This window comes from Paenibacillus sp. MCAF9 (genome assembly GCF_052114265.1).
In the GTDB taxonomy this organism is placed as follows: domain Bacteria; phylum Bacillota; class Bacilli; order Paenibacillales; family Paenibacillaceae; genus Pristimantibacillus.
Map to the genome: position 1 here is coordinate 127,594 of NZ_JBFREL010000012.1, position 20,218 is coordinate 147,811.

The window sequence follows — 20,218 nt, forward strand, 5'->3', positions numbered from 1 at the left end:
CTACTTATCCCTCCCTATCGTTAAAATGATGGTCATCGTCACGCCAATAACGGTCAAATATACCCCTAAATCAAACAGCATTGCCGTAGCAAGCTCCGTATCGCCCAATAGCGGCAGCTCGAAGTGTCCAAAGGCATGACTGAGAAATGGTGCGCCAAATATAAAAGATCCTATTCCCGTCAAAATAGCTATAGACAGCCCAATCGCTGTTAATACTCGGAAATCGATAGGAATAACCTCACGCATCGTCTGCAATCCAAAGGCCATCGTAAGCAAAATAAATGCAGCCGACGCCATTAATGCACCGATAAATCCTCCGCCTGGATGGTTATGCCCTGCGAACATTAAATACACTGAGAACGTCAATATAATGAAGATAACGACTTTCGCTATCGTCTTCAGAATAACATCGTTGCTTCTTACTACTGGAAACGCCAGCTTTCCTCTATTGCTTTGCTTAGGCAAAAACACTCTTTCATCCTCTGTGTCCAGCTTCAGCTTAATCATGGCATAAATACCTAACGATGCGATGGCAAGGACAACAATTTCAAGCATTGTATCGAAGCCGCGGAAATCAACGAGGATGACGTTAACCACATTTTTGCCGCCCGCTAATTCGTAGCTCTCTTTTAAGAAAAAGTCTGAGATAGAATCAAACGCGCGATTGCCGCTTGCACCAAGCGCAATTAAAGTCATTATAATCCCCACACTAAGCGCAATAACGAAATTAGATAGTCGAAAACGCAGTGCGGCTATTTCCTTGCTCAGCTTCGGCAAATGATAGAAACATAAGAGGAACAGCGTCACCGATACTGTCTCGACGATCATCTGAGTCAAAGCTAGATCAGGCGCCTGTAGGATGACAAAAAACAAGGTGACCATATAACCTGCCGCACCCGTCAAAATGATAGCCATCATTCTCGACTTCGTAAACGGTATAGCAATAACCGATACGACTAAGACGATAATAATAACCGCCTCATATACCGATATTGGTGCATAATCCGAGAACTGAAACACATTCACTTTCTCTTGGATCATCGTTAACCCAAGCGACACAATCAGAAATACAAAAATGTACATCAAGTAGTGGCGAATGGAACCCGTCATATAACGGTTGGTCAACCGATTGGAGCCATTATTCAATACTCGAAGCCCTCCATCATACATTTGGTTCAATGAGATGTGCTGGAAGAGCGGTTGATTGATCCACTGGATACGTTGATGAAACTTGAACAAAAGTGTCCCTGCAATAACAACGCCCATCGTCATAAATATCTCAGCTGTCCAGCCATGCCAGAATTGAATATGCACAAGGAATCGCTCGCCGGGCAACAGCACATTCGGATGAATCGCAGCCATCGCCGGTTCAATTAAAGAGTACGCAAGCAGATTTGGGAACAAACCGATAACGACAGCTAAAGAAGCAAGAATGACCGGAGAAATAAGCATGCCGAGCGGCGCTTCATGCGGCTTCTTCGCCAGCTTCTCAAACTGTGCTGGTCCCGTAAACGTTCTAAATAGCAAAATCATGCTGTATACAAATGTAAATATGCTTGCAACCCATGCGATAACGGGAATGATAGCCAGCATAAATGAAACGTTGAAAAAGTCCAGCTGCCTAATATTAAGAGCCGCTGTAAAAAACATTTCCTTGCTCAAAAAGCCATTAAACGGCGGCAGGCCTGCCATCGAGAAAGCTCCAATAAGCGCAATGGAGAAGGTTATTGGCATTAGAGCCATAAGACCGCCTAGCTTGCGAATGTCCCTCGTCCCTGTTTCATGGTCAACGATTCCGACAACCATGAACAAAGCGCCTTTAAATACGGCATGGTTGATCAAGTGAAAGATGGCCGCCATCGTTGCTTTTGCATAAAAGAGTGAATCTGTACCTCCTGTGTAGAAAGCCGCCGCCGATCCAAGTCCAAATAAACTCATCAGCAGGCCTAGTTGGCTAATCGTTGAGAAAGCGAGCAATGATTTTAAATCCGTCTGCTTCATCGCTCGGAAAGAGCCATAAATCATCGTCACAAGACCAAAGATCGAAACGAGCCAGAACCATGCCGACTCTCCAGAGAAAATTGGACTGAACCTTGCGACTAAATATAAACCTGCCTTAACCATCGTCGCTGAGTGCAGATACGCACTTACAGGCGTTGGAGCCTCCATCGCATCGGGCAGCCAAATATGGAATGGAAACTGCGCCGATTTTGTAAATGCACCAACTAGAATAAGCAGCATCGCGGGCAAAAACAATAAATGGCCGCTTAGCGTATCAACGCCGCCGATGATTTCACGAATACTAAAGGTGCCTGACATCACATACAGCAGTACAAAACCAGCAAGCATGGAAAGGCCGCCGAATACTGTAATGAGCATAGATTTTAATGCGCCATACCTCGATTTCTCTCTATGGTTCCAGAAAGCGATCAGCAGGAACGAGGAAATGCTCGTCAGCTCCCAGAAACCATACAGCACAATAAGGTTATCTGATAGGACAACCCCGAGCATAGCTCCCATAAATAGAAGCAAATAAACATAAAAGGATGCTATCGCTTCCTTATTTTTATCCAAATAATAAATCGAATAAAGGACGACTAACGCGCCAATTCCCGTAATTAATAAGGCAAATAATAAACCTAAGCCATCCAAATAAACAGTGAAATTGACTCCTAATGAAGGAATCCACGGGATGGTTGCTGTTATGGTTTCACCGCTTTGAATCGCTGGTATTTTCCATAGAAAATAACTAAACAGCAGAATTGGCAAAGGCAGAATAATCCAACCCGTATGAAGTCCATGCAGCAGCTTTCGCAGCAAAGGGCTAATAGCAGCCATAATAAATGGTAAAATGATGATGATAGATAGCAAGAACACTCTCCCCTTCCTCTACAAATGACTTCCATAGCTTTTCCCTATTTCTATAAAAGTTACTTCCATTTCTGCCGGAGCCTTAAAAAAACGCAAAAAGAGCCCGCTGTTGGCAGGCTCCTCCGATAAAAAAAGTTAATTTAGTTGTTTTTTGACTACACTTTAGTATATCGTTCAAGTCTAAAATTGTCAAAAGAATTGAGATGACAAAGCGAGGAGAATGAAAATAGTTAAAATGGGGATTACTCTTACTAAAGGAGTGATCATCATGCGGCATACAAAAATAGCGATCAGCTCATTCATTTTCATTCTGATTTTAGCTGGCGCATGGCAGTTGGATCAGCAAATGGATCAGCAGCGGAGCAAACAGCTGCTGCAGCCTGCATCCTTACTGCAATACAAAATATATTCAGCGCATGATTCCATCCATCATTTAGAGCCATATTCCCCTTATTTACCTCGTGAATATATGCGTATCATTCGATTAGAAATACAAAAAAAGCCTACTGAGAAACCTCAGTAGGCTTTTTGATTCCAGACATCAACCTATTCAGTCGTGTAAGGAAGCAATGCGATTTGACGTGAACGTTTAATTGCGATTGTAAGCAAGCGTTGGTATTTCGCGCTTGTACCAGTCACACGACGTGGCAAGATTTTGCCGCGCTCGCTAATAAACTTTTTCAACAAATCAACATCTTTATAGTCAATTTTAGAAATTTTGTTTACAGTGAAGAAACAAACTTTACGGCGTTTGTTGCGTCCGCCTTTACGTCCGCTGAACTTACGTTCTGGACGCTCGTCGCCACCGTTATCTCTTTGCTTGAAAGCCATGATAGGTATCCTCCTTATCGTTGAAAATATTACAATTACACAACAGCTTTATATCTCAATAAAGGCTGTGCAACTGCTCCATTGACATGTGCAGCCTGAGCTACACCATTATCAAAATGGCAAATCATCCTCTGATATATCAATCGGGCGTCCGTCATCCTGAAACGGATCACGGCTGTCGTTACGTGAGTTATTACCAGATGGACGGTTACCGCTGCTTTGGGACGCATTGCCGCCGAAATTGCTTCCGCCGGTGCTTGTACCGCCGCTGTAGCTGCTTCCACCCTCTTCACGCGATCCACCGCCATCTTTGTTGGATTCCAAGAACCGAACGTTATCAGCGATAACTTCCGTCACGTAGACGCGTTTGCCTTCGTTGTTCTCGTAATTCCGAACTTGAATGCGACCTTCAACCGCTGTTAAGCGGCCTTTGCGCAAATAGTTGGCGCAAGTCTCGGCCAGTTGACGCCATGTTACAACCGGAATAAAATCCGCTTCACGCTCACCTTGACCACCGCTTGTAAACGGACGATCTACCGCTAACGTAAATTGTGTAACTGCGACACCTGCAGGTGTATAGCGAAGCTCTGGGTCTCTCGTCAATCTACCAATTAGTATAACACGATTCAACATCGTTTCTGACCTCCCAATCGAACAATCCAGCTTGGATTAAGCGGCGTCTCTGACGATCAACGAACGGATAACTTCATCCGTAATCTTCATGATACGGTCAAGTTCATTTACAACTTCAGTAGTTGCATTGAAATGAACGAGTACAAAATAACCATCACGAAGCTTGTTGATTTCATACGCAAGACGACGTTTTCCGCTCACATCTTGCTTTGTGACTTCTCCGCCATTGGAGATAATGCCATGGAATTTGTCAACGATCGCTTGCAAGGCTTCTTGCTCAACGTCTGGACGAACGATGTACATTACTTCATATTTGCGCATATTGTTTCACCTCCTCTTGGACTAACGGCCCCATAAATGGAGCAAGGAACGAGCTTCTGCTCGCATCTCTATACTATATCAAATCTGAACGCCTATGACAAGCGAAAATAGATGATGTTACTGCGCAGGCAACTTTTGGCGATGGTTCATCCATTTTATAGCCGTTATCTGCTACTCATGCAAATTCCATTGCCCGCTAATACTACAACATGAAGGGATAGACCAGTGTATTTATCTATCCGCTCTAACTATAAGCTGGAGGCTGATCATAATGGGTGAAGGTACAATGTTTTCGCCGGGCGACAAAGCTCCGAATGATGGCACATACATCGAGGACGGTGTGAACTCATTTCATATGGGTATCAATAATCCGAAGAAGGTTAAGCTCAGCAAAGGGCAGCGTTTTCCTGAAACCTCTAATCACGAGCGTAAATGGAAACGAATGGGCCATTAATTTTTCTACTTGGTTTTGAATAATAAAACATCAGTTTGGCCATTCTAATTTTTGACGGTGCAAGAGAGGTGTGGTTCCATTGAACCATTTCGGCAAACGCAGAGACACTATACCCGTCTAAAAACGGATTAGCTCTCATAGCGTGAGGATTTCGTCCACTCAGGAGAGAAGCGGAGGGTTGTGCCAAAGACACTTGTCTGTAACACACGCGCATTCGAGCATTGATACACGTTACCGTTCAATCGGCCGTGTATGATTGTGCTCAAAAGGATTTAATGAAGCTTTAGCTGATTTGTTCCGATTGACGAATGATGTTTCAACAGCTTGCAGTGAGAATTGATCGACTCAGCCATTATTCACCGTCAGGAAGAGAGCTCGCAAGAGCTCTCTTTTCTATATTATTTAGTCCGTTGTTGTTCCAAATCTATTAAAAAAGACATAAAAAAACGGTTCCTCTGAAGGAACCGTAAATGTTTGAAATAATGGCGGAGAAGGTGGGATTCGAACCCACGCACGGTTTGACCCGCCTAGCTGATTTCGAGTCAGCCCCCTTGGGCCTCTTGGGTACCTCTCCGCATGTAAAAATTATTGTATCACAGTGCTTGTCAACGCGCAAGTATTTCCTTAAAATCCCTCAGCCGTTCGTACTTCTGATTACGTTAAGCCTTCTTCTGAGGCTTTGGAGCGCAGCACCTTTTTCATGTTTTTTTCAAATTTAGCTCTAGGTATTAGAACGCTGTGCTTACAACCGACGCATTTAATGCGGATATCCATCCCCATTCGAATGACTTCCATTTCATTAGAGCCGCATGGATGCTGTTTTTTCATTTGAACAACATCACCTAGCTCAAATTGCTTACGCTCCATCTTTTTCGCCTCCCTTTCCATTGCGATGATAAGTGACCATTCGAGGATACGGAATTTCAATACCACTCGCATCTAATGCTTTTTTCAGCTCCATATTTAACTTGCGTGATACGATCGGATGCGTATTCGGTCGACACTCAGCAATCACTCGAAGCGTTACCCCTGTTGGAGCAATAGCCTGAATACCAAGCACTTCCGGTGCATTAATTAAATTTTCATCCTTCATCGTGATCATCGTATGTCGAATGACCTCTAGCGCACGATTGACTTCTTCCTCAAAAGCAATCGAAATATCAACAACTGCGATGCTATTATTAATCGAGAAGTTTGTAACCTCATTGATCATGCCATTGGGAACAATATGAACCTCACCGGTCCAGCTCTGAATACGGGTTGTTCGAAGTCCAATGACTTCTACGGTCCCTTTGAATTGCCCTGTCTGAATCACATCGCCTACAGCGAATTGATCTTCGAGTACAATAAAAAATCCCGTAATAATATCTTTCACCAGGCTTTGCGCACCGAACCCGACAGCAAGTCCGAGTACACCTGCCCCTGCAAGCAATGGCCCTAAATTAATCCCGAATTCAGACAATATGAGCATAATGGTTATAAAATAGACGACGTAGGAAGTTACATTTTTCATCAGCTTGCCTACGGTTGTCATTCGCCTTGTGTGGTTGATCAACATCTTGTTCTCACGCTCTAAAATAATTCGATCAATGGTTTTATGGATTACCCATACAACTACACGGCCAATGAATAAGAACATAACGATTCGCAGCGCAGAACTACCAAATGCTTGCCATAATTCATTGTTTGTCAACCAATCAACAAATTCATCATATCGTTCTCTGATTGACATCACAATTCCTCCTCATTAACTTTGAATATATTTACATGTCGATTTGCTCATAACCGGCTTCAATCGGCTTAAATATACCTCTAACTTCCACGTTTTCCTGCACAATAACTTCCTTAACCGTTATCAAATCTTCCTCAGGAAAATGAATAGATAATGCGCAGCCGGCTGTAATTTCCTTCGGCGTGGGACATATGTCAATTTCAATATCTGCGTATTCGAGCAGCATTTCTGCACGCAATGCTTGCTGAGTTGAATCGAAGGCAATTAACACAAGCAAGACCTCCATTAAATTAGCATGACAAACTTTCTTCGCAAACAAAATATCAAAACTATCTGACGTATAAAATGGTTGTCCTATCCATATACTAGTAGCATATCGGTATAATCGGAGGGATTCTATGAAGCTTTCATTTATTAAAGAGACGCCTTTGAAGGTACCCTACACCACCGCAAACGTAATTGGCATGCTAGTAAATCGACTTACAGCCATGCTCGAAGAAATGGCTGCTGCACGCCCCATCGTAGTTGTCTGCGTAGGCACGGACCGTTCAACAGGTGACTCTTTAGGACCGCTGATTGGAACCTCGCTATCGAAATACCGCAGCCCTCATTTTTCACTATTTGGCACGCTTGAAAATCCGGTTCATGCTATGAATTTAGATGATACCCTTATCGAGATCAATCGGCGGTTCCACAAACCATTTGTGATTGGCATTGATGCCTGCCTTGGTCAAGTATCCAGCGTAGGCAGCATTCAAGTTGGTGTAGGCCCTGTGCGTCCTGGTGCTGGCGTCAACAAGGACCTTCCTCCAGTTGGCGACATTCATATTACTGGTATCGTTAATGTAGGCGGATTTATGGAGTATTTTGTGCTGCAAAACACTCGTCTGCATCTCGTTATGAAAATGGCCGACATTATTTCGCTCAGTCTATTTACTGCTATTGCGAACAATGCGCATATCACGACCAGCGTTCTTGAACAAACCGCAGCATCGGATAATATTTAATAACAATTAAGCTTCCTATTTTGCCTCCAAAATTGCTTTATGCTCTTCTGGGGTTAATGGGTAAACGGATTGACCTTTTTCAAGAGGTTTTGCATAGACATAAGTATTTTCCCTGCTATGAATACCTGAAAATACGGCTCCATCCTTCTCATCATTGATAATTGCGATTGAAAAGCTGAGATCACTGCCCTGTTCAGCAAAAGCGTTATAACGAATGACGCCTACTTTTCCTTTTTGCTTTGTTACAGTAGATTGCATTTCAATTAGCTGCGCCTTCAGCCCCGCATTCGCTTGCTGCTGCTCGGCAAGGCCTTGCTTCAATTCAACAATGACATCTTCCATATTCGTCACACCTGTATTCCCCATAACCGCTGTATATTGCTTTCTTAGCTTTTTCAGCCGTCCGCCTAAAACCGCTATCCAAATGAATAATACGATGGCAAATAACGCAATGCCCACCGTAACTGCATTCATCGGATTTGATGTCCAATCTTCCATCTTAGCTACTCCGCCCCCAGTTCAATGCTAAACGCCATATTGCTGTGCAATCTCTCTGATTGCACCTGTTAACGCATCAATTTCTTCATTCGTTGTAAATACACCGACACTTGCTCGTATAGCTCCTGTTTCCAATGTTCCTGCACAAGCATGTGCGAGTGGAGTGCAATGAAATCCAGCTCGCACAGCAATTCGGTAATGCTGATCCAAGATGAATGATAATTCAGAAGGATCAACGCCCTCTAGGTTAAAAGCTACAATACCTGTTCTTTGTTCCCCAAGCTCTGGTCCCAGTATTTTGACTCCCTTTACTGGTTCAAGGCCTTGCATTAATCTCTGAGTAAGCATCCATTCCTTAGTATGGATATTGTGCACCGTCTCATTCAGAACATACTGTACACCGGTTTTGAGCCCTGCCAATCCCGGTGTATTTTGTGTTCCCGCCTCATAACGATCAGGCCTCACTTGAGGCTGCTCTACAGCCTCAGATTGGCTCCCTGTTCCGCCATGCAGTAAAGGCACCAAATCAAGCTCGGGATCGATGTACAGCCCTCCTGTGCCTTGTGGACCGAGCAACCCTTTGTGTCCCGGGAATGCCAGCATGTGAATGCCCATTGTTCTTACATCTATAGGTAAAATACCTGCGCTTTGCGCGGCATCAACTAACAATTTTATTCCATGCTTCCTTGTTAGTTCAGCTATATCCGCTACAGGCATAATTGTTCCTAACAGGTTGGAACTATGATTAACAATAGCAAGTGTTGTGTTAGAACGAATAGATGAGGCAACATCATCTATGTTAATATTTCCACGTTCATCCGATTCTACATATGTCACTTCAATACCGATCGTCTGTTCCAGAAAATATAAAGGTCTTCTTACTGAATTATGTTCAACTGAGGTTGCGATAACATGATCACCAGGCTTCAACCAACCTTTTATCGCCATGTTTAATGACATCGTCGTATTAGAGGTGAATGCTATATCATTCGGGTTTTTTATGTTAAATAGTTTAGCCAATTGTTTACGCGTTTCAAATAATATTCGACTTGCTCGCACAGCCATAGCATGACTGCCTCTTCCCGGATTAGCAGCGTCATTTAACATAGCATTAACGACTGCTTCTGTTACTGCAGGCGGCTTAGGCCAAGAGGTTGCCGCATGATCCAAATAAATGAGTGATTGATTATGATTGCTCACGAATTTCACACCTTTCCTAGCTGCCTGCTCACAACAATGGCATACCTTAGTTTAATCTTTCAAAAGCAAGATTACAACTAAGGTATGCCATTGTTTGGTATAGTCTATGCCATGTATTGAAGCAATTCTAGCAAACGTTCCAAATCCTGTTTACTATAGTATTGAAGCTCAATTTTACCTTTATCTTTTTGCTGTTTAATTTTTACTGTCGTTTTAAATCGTTCACGAAGCGACTCCTCTAAATGGTCAATATACGGATCGCGTTTTTTCTGACTCGGCTTGGCTGTATCTTCCGGCTGCTTCGAATCAAGCTTCTGAATCGCCTCTTCAAGTTCGCGGACACTCCACTCTTGAGAAACGGTAAGATCTGCTAATTCCTTTTGCACCTTATCATCTTTAATGCCGACCAACGCTCTTGCGTGACCCATAGAAATTGTTCCACGTGAAACATTATCTTTTATTTCAGTTGGCAACGAAAGCAATCGAACGAAGTTGGCAATATGAGAACGGGACTTTCCGACCTTCATGGACAACTCTTCTTGCGTAAGCTTGAACTTATCGATAAGCGCCTGATAAGCAATTGCAACTTCAATTGCATTCAAATCCTCGCGCTGTAGGTTCTCTATTAAAGCAATTTCCATAACCTGTTGATCAGTAAACGATCTTACAACAGCAGGTATAGTCGCATTTCCACAATATTGCGAAGCGCGGAAACGTCTTTCACCTGCTATGATTTCGTAACCTTTCAATACTGTACGAACAATAATAGGTTGAATGATGCCATGCTGCTTAATGGATTCTGCTAATTCTTTAATCGAATCCTGATCAAATGTTTTCCTAGGTTGATACGGATTAGGCCTTAGTTGGGATAAGGTAATTTCAATCACTTTATCATCGTCATTCACAGAAAGCGATGGGATAAGCGCATCCAGCCCTCTACCTAGCCGCTTGCTCATACATAATCACTTCCTTTGCGAGTTCAAGATAAACTTCTGCACCTTTAGAACGCGGGTCGTATGTGATAATAGCTTGTCCATGTGATGGCGCTTCACTTAAACGTACATTACGTGGAATAATCGTTTGATACACTTTTTGTTGGAAATACTTTTTCACTTCTTCAATAACTTGAATTCCCAAATTCGTTCTCGCATCAAGCATGGTCAGAAGAACACCCTCAATTTGAAGCGATGTATTTAAATGCTTTTGAACGAGTCGAACCGTATTAAGCAATTGACTCAAACCTTCAAGAGCATAATATTCGCACTGAATAGGAATAAGAACAGAATCAGCTGCGGTTAACGAATTTATCGTTAATATCCCAAGTGACGGAGGACAATCAATAAGCACATAATCGAAATCATCCTTAACCATATGCAAAGACTTTTTCAAACGCAGCTCTCTTGATATCGTCGGCACTAATTCGATTTCGGCACCAGCCAATTGAATCGTTGCTGGAATGATTTTCAGACCTGGAACAGCCGTCTCGAACATTGCATCTTTTGGATGGACTTCATTAATAAGCACATCGTAAATACAATTCGTTACGTCCCCTTTGTTAATACCGAGACCACTTGTTGTATTCCCTTGTGGATCAATATCAACTAGCAGCACTTTTTTACCAAGTGATGCAAGACAGGCAGCTAAATTGACAGACGTTGTCGTTTTTCCGACACCGCCCTTCTGGTTGGCTATTGCAATTATCTTCGACAAAACCGGCTCACCTCTATGTGTACAACTTTTATGTGCTATTTTCTTAAGATCCATTAACGTAAAAATGATAATAACATAAAACTTGTTAATTATCATGAATCATACACGTGCAGCACATTTAATAAAAAACTAGCTACAAATGGCATCGCCGCCCTCAGTGAGGACGGCACAAATAAGCATTAAATTATACTATTTTTAGATATAACTCTATCTTTTAGGGATCTGGATCGTAATTTCATAATGATCTTCATGATCCTTTTCATTCGTCTTAATTTGCAATCCAGAACCAGAAACCATTTCAATGGATTGTCTGATTGTATTAAGGGCCAGACGTACGTCCTTAGTAAAAGAAATACGTTTCGCTTTCTTGAGTTTGGTTGACTCTTTTAGGAAAGCGATTCTAACCTCAGTCTGCTTAACATTCAAATCTTTAGTTATGATTTCATCTAATACTTTAAGCTGCAATTCTTCATTATCGAGCGACAACAAAGCCCTTGCATGTCGTTCCGTAATTTTCCGTTCCATTAAAGCCATCTTAATCGTATCATTCAACATTAACAATCTTAATTTATTGGCAATCGTCGATTGACTTTTCCCTAAACGCTGAGCCAAGCTTTCCTGTGTTAATTGATGAAGCTCGATTAATTTTTGATAGGCTATCGCTTCCTCAATTGCTGATAAACCTTCTCTTTGAAGATTCTCAATTAATGCAATGGAAGCTGTTTGTGAATCGTTGAATTCACGAACAATACCAGGGATCGTATCGTAACCAAGCTTAGTAACAGCACGCCAGCGACGTTCCCCTGCTATGATTTCATATCTTCCATTACGCATACGAACAACGATAGGCTGAATAACACCATGCGTTTTTATCGTTTGACATAATTCTTCAATTCGGTCATCATCAAAAATCGTCCGCGGCTGAAATGGGCTTGCGTCGATTTCTTGAATCGGTATTTGCCGAACTTCTTCTTGCGGTATGCGCTGCTCGGACAGGCCGAACAATCGAGAAAATTGTTCTTTCATATCGATAATTACCACCCGATCATGAGATAAACCTTGTTTCTAATCACTTTAAAAGAAACCATATCGCCCATCATAGTAATGGGAAGCATGCGTTTCACACAAAATGTCAGCATTAACACTAGTAAACTAGGAAAATGTCTCCATTCTATTAAAAAGCAATTACAAGGTTTTTGCAATAAATACGCTTCAGCAGTAAGATTGGTTCATTGCCAATTGGATTATTTCGGTTACTAGAACCTCTCTCAGGTAATAATCGTCAACTGCACGGCGAACATCCATAACAAAATTCATTCGGAAATGATAGGAGAGGCTTCAGTTAAAATATAATCAGGTATGGCTGTAAAGCTTGATACGATGCTTATATTTGCCCGTGATACGAACTTCAATGTGTCTTATGAAGACGTTTCTTGGTTCGTCTATGTAACGGTATCGTCCAGTCTCTTCATCTACTATAATAATTCGACTATCACTGGACGATCTCCTGCTTGACATCATTTTAGAACAAATAATTGTTATAAGAAAATGGAAGTTCTTTTCCCCAAGTAACCATTTGCAAAATGTTTCACGTGGAACATTAGATGCCAGCTACATAAGTGGCTGTTTTAGTGGAGTGCCTGCTTTTCTAGGGTATCTACGCGGAGTAGCATCTAGCTTCTCTATTAAAATAATATGTCGCTCGGATTGCTCGTTTGGAAGCGATAACTGATGCTGAGATTTAATTTTTCCTTTGAGCTCTCTTAGGCTAAAAGCTGCCTCCCGAACTTCTTCATCCGATTGCGAGCCTTTCATTGCAGCAAACAACCCGCCTTTTTTTACGAAGGGCAAACAAAATTCATTTAATACATTTAATCTCGCAACTGCCCTTGCCGTTACTAAATCATACTTGTCACGGTGGTCTGGTAATTGTGCAATATCTTCAGCCCGGCCATGCAAGCATAAAACCTGATCTAAACCAAGCTGCTCTGTCAGATGCGTTAGGAATTGTATTCTTTTATTCAAAGAATCAACAATCATGATTTGTAAATGAGGAAAACAAATTTTCAAAGGGATACTAGGAAAACCCGCTCCTGAGCCTATATCAGCAAGCTTGAGAACACTGTCCATCTTCGTATAAAAAGAAAGCGAAACGGAATCATAGAAATGTTTCTCGTATACAGCATCACGTTCGGTAATGCCGGTCAAATTCATTTTCTCATTCCACTCAACGAGCAGGCGAAAATAAGTTTCGAACTGTTCGAGCTGAACGGGAGAAAGCGGAATGCCGCTCTCCTCCATTCGTTTTGTAAACCATTTTAAAGTTTCGTCCATATTATGATCCTCTCGCTGCAGTAACACGGTTGTAATGCTCCAAGTATACAAGCAGTATGGAAATATCAGCTGGCGTAACGCCGGCAATCCGTGACGCTTGACCAATAGATAGCGGTCTGATAACTGAAAGCTTTTGCTTCGCTTCAGATGCTAAGCTGCGAACATCACTATAATCAATGTCATCAGGAATACGTTTTTTCTCCATTTTGTTCAAACGTGCCACTTGCACAAGCTGCTTCTCAATATAACCTGCATATTTAATTTGAATTTCAACCTGTTCCTTCATTTCCTCTGTCATTTCGGGAACGGAAGGTACGACCGATTCCAGCATCGCATAAGTAACTTCCGGTCGACGAAGCAACGATAACGCATCAGTGCCATGCTCCATTGGAGCTGTACCCGCTGCTATCAGCATTTCATTTGCTTGATCAGGCTTTACTTTAGTTCCGCGTAGACGTTCAATATCCATTTCAACCAATTCTTTTTTACGCAAAAATTTATTGTAACGTTCTTCCGAAATAAGACCGATTTCGTAGCCCGTTGGCGTTAGACGATAATCTGCATTGTCATGGCGAAGAAGCAATCGGTATTCCGCTCTTGAAGTAAGCAAACGATAAGGATCGTTCGTCCCCTTCGTAACAAGATCGTCGATCATTACACCGATATAGCCATCTGCACGACCGATAATAATCGGTTCTTTCCCTTGTACCTTGCGTGCAGCATTGATGCCTGCCATAACGCCTTGTCCCGCTGCTTCCTCATAACCAGAAGTTCCGTTTATTTGTCCAGCTGTGAATAATCCATCAATCACCTTTGTCTCCAAAGATGGCCACAGCTGTGTAGGAACTACCGCATCATATTCGATCGCATAACCGTTACGCATCATCTCAACTTTTTCCAAACCTGGTATAGAACGTAAAATACCAAGCTGTACATCTTCCGGCATACTTGTGGAGAGACCCTGTACATAATACTCAGAAGTATTTTTACCTTCTGGCTCTAAGAAGATTTGGTGTTTTGGCTTATCAGCAAAACGGACGATTTTATCTTCAATAGAAGGACAATATCTTGGGCCCGTTCCCTCAATCGCACCTGAGAACATTGGGGCACGATGAAGATTGTCATTAATAATTTTGTGCGTCGCTTCAGATGTATACGTTAACCAGCAAGGCAATTGCTCGTTTGTTGAAGATTCCGTCTCATGCGAGAAAAATTTCGGTTTATCGTCGCCAGGTTGAATTTCTGTTTTCGAAAAATCAATCGTATCTTTGTGAACACGCGGAGGCGTACCCGTCTTGAAACGTACAAGCTCCAAACCATGCTCCTTCAAGCTTGCCGAAAGTCTAACAGACGGCTGTTGATTATTTGGTCCGCTCTCATACATCAGCTCGCCCATAATAATTTTGCCTCTCAAATAGGTTCCCGTTGTAACAACCGTAGTCTTTGCACGGTACTCAGCGCCTGTTTTCGTAACGATCCCTAAGCATTTTCCATCCTCAACAATAAGCTCTTCAGCCATTCCTTGTCTCAGAGTCAAATGAGGTGTTTCTTCAATCGTCTTCTTCATTAGATGCTGATAATCAAACTTGTCAGCTTGCGCACGCAGTGCATGCACTGCTGGACCTTTACCTGTATTAAGCATCCGCATTTGTATGAACGTTTTATCGATATTACGTCCCATCTCACCGCCAAGAGCATCAATTTCACGCACCACATGGCCTTTTGCAGGTCCGCCGATAGATGGATTACATGGCATAAAAGCAACCATGTCCAGATTTATTGTAAGCAGCAGCGTTTCGCAGCCCATACGTGCAGCCGCAAGTGCAGCTTCACAGCCTGCATGCCCCGCTCCAATGACGATCACGTCATATTCACCAGCTATATATCTCATTGTCCTTTACCCTCCCAAAGGTTTTCGTAGAAAACCACTTCGTAAGCATTAACTTAGGTTTTCGTTGAAAACCACTTCGTAAGCATTATCCTAGGTTTTCGTAAGCATAACCGAAGGCTTTCATTGAAAACTTTCTTATGCCCCATCATTTCAGTGAAACCTATATGCTGAATAAAATAACGATTAGCTCGATATTCTATTTCCTTAATCAACACTTAGAGCTGCACTAATCTTAATTAACACAGGCAGCTGGAAACACTGCCTCATTAGCAAAATCACTTTTTAGCAGCGAACTAACTTTACTTCTTCATTAAGGCCACACGTTGTAAGTTTAATTCATATCGGCTGCAAAAGCCTACTTCCATCTATTTCCCTAAGCAGAACTGCGAGAAAATTTGATCAATTAATGAATCTCCAGCCTCATCACCCAAAATTTCACCAAGTGACTCCCACGCGGATCTGGCATCGATCTGAATAAGGTCAATCGGTATTCCTGTATCAGATGCCTCTATTGCATCGACTAGCGATTGTCTTGCCCGCTTCAATAAAGCAATATGTCGAACATTGCTCACATATGTCAGATCACCTGATTCGAGCTGGCCTTCAAAAAACATCTCGCTAATCGTTTTCTCTAAACGGTCTAACCCATCTTCCTCAAGAACCGACATTTTAACGATGGAATCGACCGGAATCGACTCCTCCACCACCTCAATTTCTAATTGACGCGGCAAGTCAGTCTTATTTATGATCGCAATGACTGGGCGACCCTTCATTTGCAACAATAGCTCCCGATCATCAGCCTGCAACGGCTCATTATAGTTCAGCACTAGCAAAATGAGATCCGCTTCTTCAAGCGCATTGCGAGAGCGCTCCACCCCAATTCGTTCAACAACATCCGTTGTTTCACGAATACCAGCAGTATCGAGCAGTCGAAGTGGAATTCCGTTTAGTGCTACAAATTGTTCAATGACATCGCGAGTCGTACCCGGGATATCAGTAACGATAGCCTTATTTTCCTGCGTCAGTACATTCATAAGAGACGATTTACCGACATTGGGACGCCCAACGATTGCTGTTACAATACCTTCTCTTAGTATCTTGCCTTCGTTTGCGGTTTTTAACAGACGATCTATTTCATTAATAGCAGAATCGCATTGGTCACGAATAAACGAGCTCGTCATTTCCTCTACGTCATGCTCCGGATAATCGATGTTCACTTCTATATGGGCAAGCAGCTCAATGACCGTCTGCCGCAAAGCTTTAATCCTCTTCGACAGAACGCCCTCCGCTTGTTTGCTGGCAACGGAAAATGCTCGATCAGATTTGGAACGAATCAAATCGATAACAGCCTCTGCCTGCATAAGATCGATTCGACCATTCAGGAAGGCACGCTTCGTAAACTCGCCTGGCTCCGCTGTGCGATAGCCGTCCAGCTGCAATACGACATCAAGCACCTTTTTAACGGCGATAACGCCACCATGTGCATTAATTTCGACAACATCCTCCGCGGTAAATGAACGGGGGCCTCTCATCAGCGTAACAAGTACTTCTTCAACCTCTTCTCCAGACCTCGGATCGAGAATATGACCATAATGCAGCGTATGTGTATCCGCATCATTTAGATTTATTTTCGAACGAAAAACACTCGCGATACCTGCAATTGCCTCAGGTCCGCTTACTCTTATTATTGCGATTCCGCCTTCTCCGACTGCTGTGGAAATGGCAGCTATCGTATCATGTACCATTGCTGTCAGCACCTCTCAAATGGAAAAACAGCAATGACCATTATGAGCCATTGCTGTGGATAGCGTATTGATTCGTATACATTTATATTGTACAGCTTATTGTCTTAATGCAATAACGACTCGCCGGTTCGGCTCATCGCCTTTACTAAACGTTTTCACCTTAGGGTGGTTCTGCAACTGCGAATGAATAACTTTGCGCTCATGCGGCGACATCGGCTCCAAGACAACTTCTTTCCTGGTGCGGATAACTCGTCCCGCCAAACGATCGGATAAATCCGCTAACGTTTTGCGGCGGCGCTCCCGAAAATCTTCTGCATCAAGTACGATACGCAAATGACTGTCTGAATAACGATTAGCCACAATATTAACCAAGTACTGTAATGCATCCAACGTTTGTCCGCGACGTCCAATCAGCATGCCAAGATCTCCACTGCCTGTTACAGCAATATGTATACCGTCTCTTGTTTGCTTTCGATCGATGTTTACTTGCAATCCCATCGTGCCAGCCACTTCACGGAGGAAATTCTCCGCTTCAAGCATGGGATCGGGAATAAGCTCAAGCTCAACTTTCGCTTCCTTTGCGCCGAACAGTCCAAAGAAACCTTTGGTTGGCTGCTCAAGCACAACTTGTTTAACGCGGTCTTCAGTTACTTGCAATTGTAATAATCCGTTACGTACAGCATCTTCTACCGTTTTCCCCGATGCAATGATTTTCTTCATTTCGCAGGGGCCTCCTTACCTTTGTCAGATGAACGAACGTATAGGAAGTAGTTTTGAATGATTGTGTAAATGTTGCTGTAAACCCAGTACAAAGGAAGAGCCGCTGGGAAAGAAAGTGCCATTACAAAAATGAGCACAGGGAAGATCGCCAGCATCATGCCCATACCTGGCATTGTTTGTGTTTGCTGCTTCTGCATCATCTTTGACTGAATGAACGTTGTAGCGGCAGCAAGAATAGGAAGAATGTAATACGGATCTTTCTCTCCAAGCTGAAGCCACAAGAATGTATGCTCACGAATATCAGGGTTTTTGTAGATTGAATTGTACAAAGCGATAAAAATCGGCATTTGAACAATTAGAGGCAAGCAGCCCGCCATCGGATTTACTTGATGCGTTTGGAAAAGCTTCATTGTCTCTTCTTGCTGTTTTTGCGGATTGTCTTTGTATTTTTTCTTAATTTCAGCCATTTGCGGCTGCAACGCCTGCATAGCTTTGGAGCTGCGGTATTGTTTTAGCGTTAACGGCAAAATCAATGTTCTTACAATGATCGTCAGGAGCAATATCGCAAGTCCGTAGGATTCGCCAAACCAGCCTGCGAACGTATCAAGCGTTAAGGCAAAGTAATAAACGACGTTCTTCTCCCAGAAGTTCCCCTTCAATAGATCAGCAGTCTCGGTTGTCTCTGTTGATGGAGCGCCGCATCCTGCAAGCACACCCATAAGCAGAACAAGACCGAACACTAAAATCATTTTCTTGTTTTTCGTCCAAAACAACAACTTTAAAACTCCTCTCTGAAAGCCATTACATCAAGCGTCAGCGGCAATAGCCGTACTCTTGCGGCGCAGCATATGTTTCGTGGAAAAATACAGGCATTGTATGACTAATACAATCTTATATTTTCAATCTAGACTATACCATAATTTATGGGACAAAGAAACAACGAGACTATCCATGCATCCGCTTTCTTGGCGCATGCTGTATCACGTTTTTTAGGCATGCGAAGCAAGCCGGCAAAATATCGTTAATCTGCCTGCTTCTCCTTTGGATTACTCGTGCTTTTCAGCAAACCGGCCTTCTTCAATACATGAAGAACGCTCTTCTCCATATCCTTCATCTTCATCAATGTAGCAGGCTTTCTTACTATTAGTATGAAGTCGGTTCTGGGAACGATTCGATTGGCTTGGTGACGAACAATTTCCTTAATCATTCTGCGCATGCGATTACGTACTACCGCATTGCCTATTTTTTTGCTTGCCGATACACCAAGGCGAAATGGTTCCGCCGATGGTTGTTTCGACCAATAGACGACGAATTGCCCATTCGCAAACGATTTGCCGCCTCGATAAATCCGGCTGAAGTCTTCACGATTGCGAAGACGCAATTTTCTATGCACGACTGTTGGCCACCGTTCTCTTGTTCATCTTCTAAGTATAGTCAGCAAGCGAGCAGCCTAAGCTGCTGCTCACTCACTCCTCATCCTCACAAGCAAAAAAAAAAGACCACCGGACGTGGTCTTCTGCTTATGCGCTCAGTACTTTTCTTCCTCTTTGACGACGCGCTGCCAAAACTTTACGTCCGTTCTTCGTGCTCATCCGTTTGCGGAATCCATGCACTTTCGCGCGTTTGCTTACATTAGGTCTAAATGTAGGTCTCATCGTTCTGCACCTCCTATACTGCGTGTTTCCAATCAAGCGTAAACGGCTCTCGCCGTCATGGTTTGACGGAGCAGCATCGTTTCGCGGTGTATATAAGCAGCATTATAAGCATGCACCTATAACGTCTTATATTTAAAAAAACGCTTTTTTTATTAAACCATGCCCAGCCCCAAAAGTCAATGATCAGCTCCAGCACCCTCTTGTTGATAAAAATAATTTCAAGTCAGCTGTGGATAAACGCATGAATTGACTTCGTTTTTCAAAAACTAATAACATGTGCACAATCCACAGGCGGGTTAAACGAACTTTGTCGAAATCTTAACAAGATATAAACAATATGTAGTGGTGTAGATAACTTTTATGCACAAGCAGTTGAGAATGTGGATAAAATATGCGATTTCGTTGAAATATAAGGCATCTTTTGCTATGATAATTATGTTTTCACTGTGGATTAGATCAATATTGCCTCAGTTTTATCAACAGCCTGTGGATAACATTGTGAACAAACTCATCCCCTATTTATAACTCATTCACTTATTTCTCTTCATAATGTGGATGCTTTCGTTATAATACCCTTGTTTTCGACATTTTTTCTTGCAACTGCGCCACTTGTGGC

At 42.7% G+C, this 20,218-nt stretch carries 22 protein-coding genes and 1 tRNA gene; 3 read left to right on the forward strand and 20 right to left on the reverse strand.

What is annotated here, in order from left to right; all coding sequences use genetic code 11:
* Positions 1–2,877, reverse strand: coding sequence for a Na+/H+ antiporter subunit A (locus AB4Z45_RS19485; RefSeq protein ID WP_441910978.1), 2,877 nt, complete (start codon positions 2,875–2,877; stop codon positions 1–3).
* Positions 2,878–3,139: 262 nt separating this feature from the next.
* Between AB4Z45_RS19485 and AB4Z45_RS19490 the strand changes: the two genes are divergently transcribed.
* Positions 3,140–3,394 (forward strand): hypothetical protein, encoded by a 255-nt coding sequence (locus AB4Z45_RS19490; RefSeq protein WP_441910979.1) that lies wholly within the window; start codon positions 3,140–3,142, stop codon positions 3,392–3,394.
* A gap of 23 nt (positions 3,395–3,417) precedes the next feature.
* Here the strand turns inward: AB4Z45_RS19490 and rpsR are convergent, their stop codons facing one another.
* From rpsR to rpsF, 3 genes are all read right to left on the reverse strand, one after another.
* On the reverse strand, positions 3,418–3,702 hold the full coding sequence (gene rpsR / locus AB4Z45_RS19495) for a 30S ribosomal protein S18 (RefSeq protein WP_054025756.1): 285 nt from the start codon (positions 3,700–3,702) through the stop codon (positions 3,418–3,420).
* 111 nt (positions 3,703–3,813) lie between these two features.
* A complete protein-coding gene (gene ssb, locus AB4Z45_RS19500) occupies positions 3,814–4,335 on the reverse strand; it encodes a single-stranded DNA-binding protein (RefSeq protein ID WP_054025757.1) in 522 nt (173 codons plus the stop codon).
* 36 nt (positions 4,336–4,371) lie between these two features.
* Positions 4,372–4,656 carry a 30S ribosomal protein S6 gene (rpsF, locus tag AB4Z45_RS19505; protein WP_054025758.1) on the reverse strand — a complete coding sequence of 95 codons (285 nt, stop codon included), beginning with the start codon at positions 4,654–4,656 and terminating at the stop codon, positions 4,372–4,374.
* 271 nt (positions 4,657–4,927) lie between these two features.
* Between rpsF and AB4Z45_RS19510 the strand changes: the two genes are divergently transcribed.
* Positions 4,928–5,110 carry a YjzC family protein gene (locus AB4Z45_RS19510; protein ID WP_441910981.1) on the forward strand — a complete coding sequence of 61 codons (183 nt, stop codon included), beginning with the start codon at positions 4,928–4,930 and terminating at the stop codon, positions 5,108–5,110.
* 483 nt (positions 5,111–5,593) lie between these two features.
* Here AB4Z45_RS19510 and AB4Z45_RS19515 read toward each other — a convergent pair.
* From AB4Z45_RS19515 to AB4Z45_RS19530, 4 genes are all read right to left on the reverse strand, one after another.
* Positions 5,594–5,684: transfer RNA gene (locus AB4Z45_RS19515), tRNA-Ser, on the reverse strand.
* Between the two features lie 80 nt (positions 5,685–5,764).
* Positions 5,765–5,977: a DUF951 domain-containing protein gene (locus tag AB4Z45_RS19520; protein ID WP_054025760.1), complete on the reverse strand. Its 213-nt coding sequence runs from the start codon at positions 5,975–5,977 to the stop codon at positions 5,765–5,767.
* Positions 5,967–6,842 (reverse strand): mechanosensitive ion channel family protein, encoded by an 876-nt coding sequence (locus AB4Z45_RS19525; RefSeq protein ID WP_076266582.1) that lies wholly within the window; start codon positions 6,840–6,842, stop codon positions 5,967–5,969. The genes AB4Z45_RS19520 and AB4Z45_RS19525 overlap by 11 nt, the downstream gene beginning before the upstream one ends.
* A 31-nt stretch (positions 6,843–6,873) precedes the next feature.
* Positions 6,874–7,128 (reverse strand): DUF3343 domain-containing protein, encoded by a 255-nt coding sequence (locus AB4Z45_RS19530; RefSeq protein ID WP_076266583.1) that lies wholly within the window; start codon positions 7,126–7,128, stop codon positions 6,874–6,876.
* A 112-nt stretch (positions 7,129–7,240) separates the two neighbouring features.
* Here AB4Z45_RS19530 and yyaC point away from each other — a divergent pair, with 112 nt between their 5' ends.
* On the forward strand, positions 7,241–7,849 hold the full coding sequence (yyaC, locus tag AB4Z45_RS19535; protein ID WP_339205822.1) for a spore protease YyaC: 609 nt from the start codon (positions 7,241–7,243) through the stop codon (positions 7,847–7,849).
* A 15-nt stretch (positions 7,850–7,864) separates the two neighbouring features.
* On the opposite strand, the gene AB4Z45_RS19540 is transcribed toward yyaC, so the two are convergent.
* The 12 genes from AB4Z45_RS19540 to rpmH form a co-directional block, all read right to left on the reverse strand.
* Complete coding sequence (locus AB4Z45_RS19540; protein ID WP_441910983.1) at positions 7,865–8,347, reverse strand: DUF4446 family protein; 483 nt, start codon at positions 8,345–8,347, stop codon at positions 7,865–7,867.
* A 27-nt stretch (positions 8,348–8,374) separates the two neighbouring features.
* Positions 8,375–9,547 (reverse strand): aminotransferase class V-fold PLP-dependent enzyme, encoded by a 1,173-nt coding sequence (locus tag AB4Z45_RS19545; RefSeq protein WP_441910984.1) that lies wholly within the window; start codon positions 9,545–9,547, stop codon positions 8,375–8,377.
* A gap of 104 nt (positions 9,548–9,651) precedes the next feature.
* The gene (locus AB4Z45_RS19550) at positions 9,652–10,503 is read right to left on the reverse strand and encodes a ParB/RepB/Spo0J family partition protein (RefSeq protein ID WP_441910986.1); all 852 of its coding nucleotides are present in this window, start codon (positions 10,501–10,503) and stop codon (positions 9,652–9,654) included.
* Positions 10,484–11,257 carry a ParA family protein gene (locus AB4Z45_RS19555; protein ID WP_076266588.1) on the reverse strand — a complete coding sequence of 258 codons (774 nt, stop codon included), beginning with the start codon at positions 11,255–11,257 and terminating at the stop codon, positions 10,484–10,486. Before AB4Z45_RS19555 ends, AB4Z45_RS19550 begins: the two co-directional genes overlap by 20 nt.
* A gap of 207 nt (positions 11,258–11,464) precedes the next feature.
* The gene (gene noc / locus AB4Z45_RS19560) at positions 11,465–12,283 is read right to left on the reverse strand and encodes a nucleoid occlusion protein (protein ID WP_076266589.1); all 819 of its coding nucleotides are present in this window, start codon (positions 12,281–12,283) and stop codon (positions 11,465–11,467) included.
* Between the two features lie 585 nt (positions 12,284–12,868).
* Complete coding sequence (rsmG, locus tag AB4Z45_RS19565; RefSeq protein ID WP_441910987.1) at positions 12,869–13,591, reverse strand: 16S rRNA (guanine(527)-N(7))-methyltransferase RsmG; 723 nt, start codon at positions 13,589–13,591, stop codon at positions 12,869–12,871.
* A 1-nt stretch (position 13,592) separates the two neighbouring features.
* Positions 13,593–15,482, reverse strand: a complete 1,890-nt coding sequence (gene mnmG / locus AB4Z45_RS19570) for a tRNA uridine-5-carboxymethylaminomethyl(34) synthesis enzyme MnmG (protein ID WP_441910989.1) — start codon at positions 15,480–15,482, stop codon at positions 13,593–13,595.
* A 365-nt stretch (positions 15,483–15,847) separates the two neighbouring features.
* Positions 15,848–17,227, reverse strand: a complete 1,380-nt coding sequence (gene mnmE / locus AB4Z45_RS19575) for a tRNA uridine-5-carboxymethylaminomethyl(34) synthesis GTPase MnmE (protein ID WP_441910990.1) — start codon at positions 17,225–17,227, stop codon at positions 15,848–15,850.
* A gap of 96 nt (positions 17,228–17,323) precedes the next feature.
* Positions 17,324–17,947, reverse strand: coding sequence for an RNA-binding cell elongation regulator Jag/EloR (gene jag / locus AB4Z45_RS19580; RefSeq protein WP_076266593.1), 624 nt, complete (start codon positions 17,945–17,947; stop codon positions 17,324–17,326).
* Positions 17,944–18,696, reverse strand: a complete 753-nt coding sequence (locus AB4Z45_RS19585) for a YidC/Oxa1 family membrane protein insertase (protein WP_339209793.1) — start codon at positions 18,694–18,696, stop codon at positions 17,944–17,946. The genes jag and AB4Z45_RS19585 overlap by 4 nt, the downstream gene beginning before the upstream one ends.
* Positions 18,697–18,968: 272 nt before the next feature.
* A complete protein-coding gene (gene rnpA / locus AB4Z45_RS19590; RefSeq protein WP_441910992.1) occupies positions 18,969–19,340 on the reverse strand; it encodes a ribonuclease P protein component in 372 nt (123 codons plus the stop codon).
* Between the two features lie 127 nt (positions 19,341–19,467).
* Positions 19,468–19,602: a 50S ribosomal protein L34 gene (gene rpmH / locus AB4Z45_RS19595; RefSeq protein ID WP_054025773.1), complete on the reverse strand. Its 135-nt coding sequence runs from the start codon at positions 19,600–19,602 to the stop codon at positions 19,468–19,470.
* Positions 19,603–20,218: the final 616 nt, after the last annotated feature.

Coding starts and splice junctions, on each gene's coding strand:
- rpmH (WP_054025773.1), bottom strand. CDS start 19,602: ATGAGACCTACATTTAGACCTAATGTAAGCAAACGCGCGAAAGTGCAT.
- AB4Z45_RS19490 (WP_441910979.1), top strand. CDS start 3,140: ATGCGGCATACAAAAATAGCGATCAGCTCATTCATTTTCATTCTGATT.
- AB4Z45_RS19525 (WP_076266582.1), bottom strand. CDS start 6,842: ATGTCAATCAGAGAACGATATGATGAATTTGTTGATTGGTTGACAAAC.
- rsmG (WP_441910987.1), bottom strand. CDS start 13,591: ATGGACGAAACTTTAAAATGGTTTACAAAACGAATGGAGGAGAGCGGC.
- yyaC (WP_339205822.1), top strand. CDS start 7,241: ATGAAGCTTTCATTTATTAAAGAGACGCCTTTGAAGGTACCCTACACC.
- AB4Z45_RS19520 (WP_054025760.1), bottom strand. CDS start 5,977: ATGGAGCGTAAGCAATTTGAGCTAGGTGATGTTGTTCAAATGAAAAAA.
- rpsR (WP_054025756.1), bottom strand. CDS start 3,702: ATGGCTTTCAAGCAAAGAGATAACGGTGGCGACGAGCGTCCAGAACGT.
- AB4Z45_RS19540 (WP_441910983.1), bottom strand. CDS start 8,347: ATGGAAGATTGGACATCAAATCCGATGAATGCAGTTACGGTGGGCATT.
- ssb (WP_054025757.1), bottom strand. CDS start 4,335: ATGTTGAATCGTGTTATACTAATTGGTAGATTGACGAGAGACCCAGAG.
- AB4Z45_RS19550 (WP_441910986.1), bottom strand. CDS start 10,503: ATGAGCAAGCGGCTAGGTAGAGGGCTGGATGCGCTTATCCCATCGCTT.
- mnmE (WP_441910990.1), bottom strand. CDS start 17,227: ATGGTACATGATACGATAGCTGCCATTTCCACAGCAGTCGGAGAAGGC.
- rpsF (WP_054025758.1), bottom strand. CDS start 4,656: ATGCGCAAATATGAAGTAATGTACATCGTTCGTCCAGACGTTGAGCAA.
- noc (WP_076266589.1), bottom strand. CDS start 12,283: ATGAAAGAACAATTTTCTCGATTGTTCGGCCTGTCCGAGCAGCGCATA.
- AB4Z45_RS19585 (WP_339209793.1), bottom strand. CDS start 18,696: ATGATTTTAGTGTTCGGTCTTGTTCTGCTTATGGGTGTGCTTGCAGGA.
- AB4Z45_RS19530 (WP_076266583.1), bottom strand. CDS start 7,128: ATGGAGGTCTTGCTTGTGTTAATTGCCTTCGATTCAACTCAGCAAGCA.
- AB4Z45_RS19510 (WP_441910981.1), top strand. CDS start 4,928: ATGGGTGAAGGTACAATGTTTTCGCCGGGCGACAAAGCTCCGAATGAT.
- mnmG (WP_441910989.1), bottom strand. CDS start 15,482: ATGAGATATATAGCTGGTGAATATGACGTGATCGTCATTGGAGCGGGG.
- jag (WP_076266593.1), bottom strand. CDS start 17,947: ATGAAGAAAATCATTGCATCGGGGAAAACGGTAGAAGATGCTGTACGT.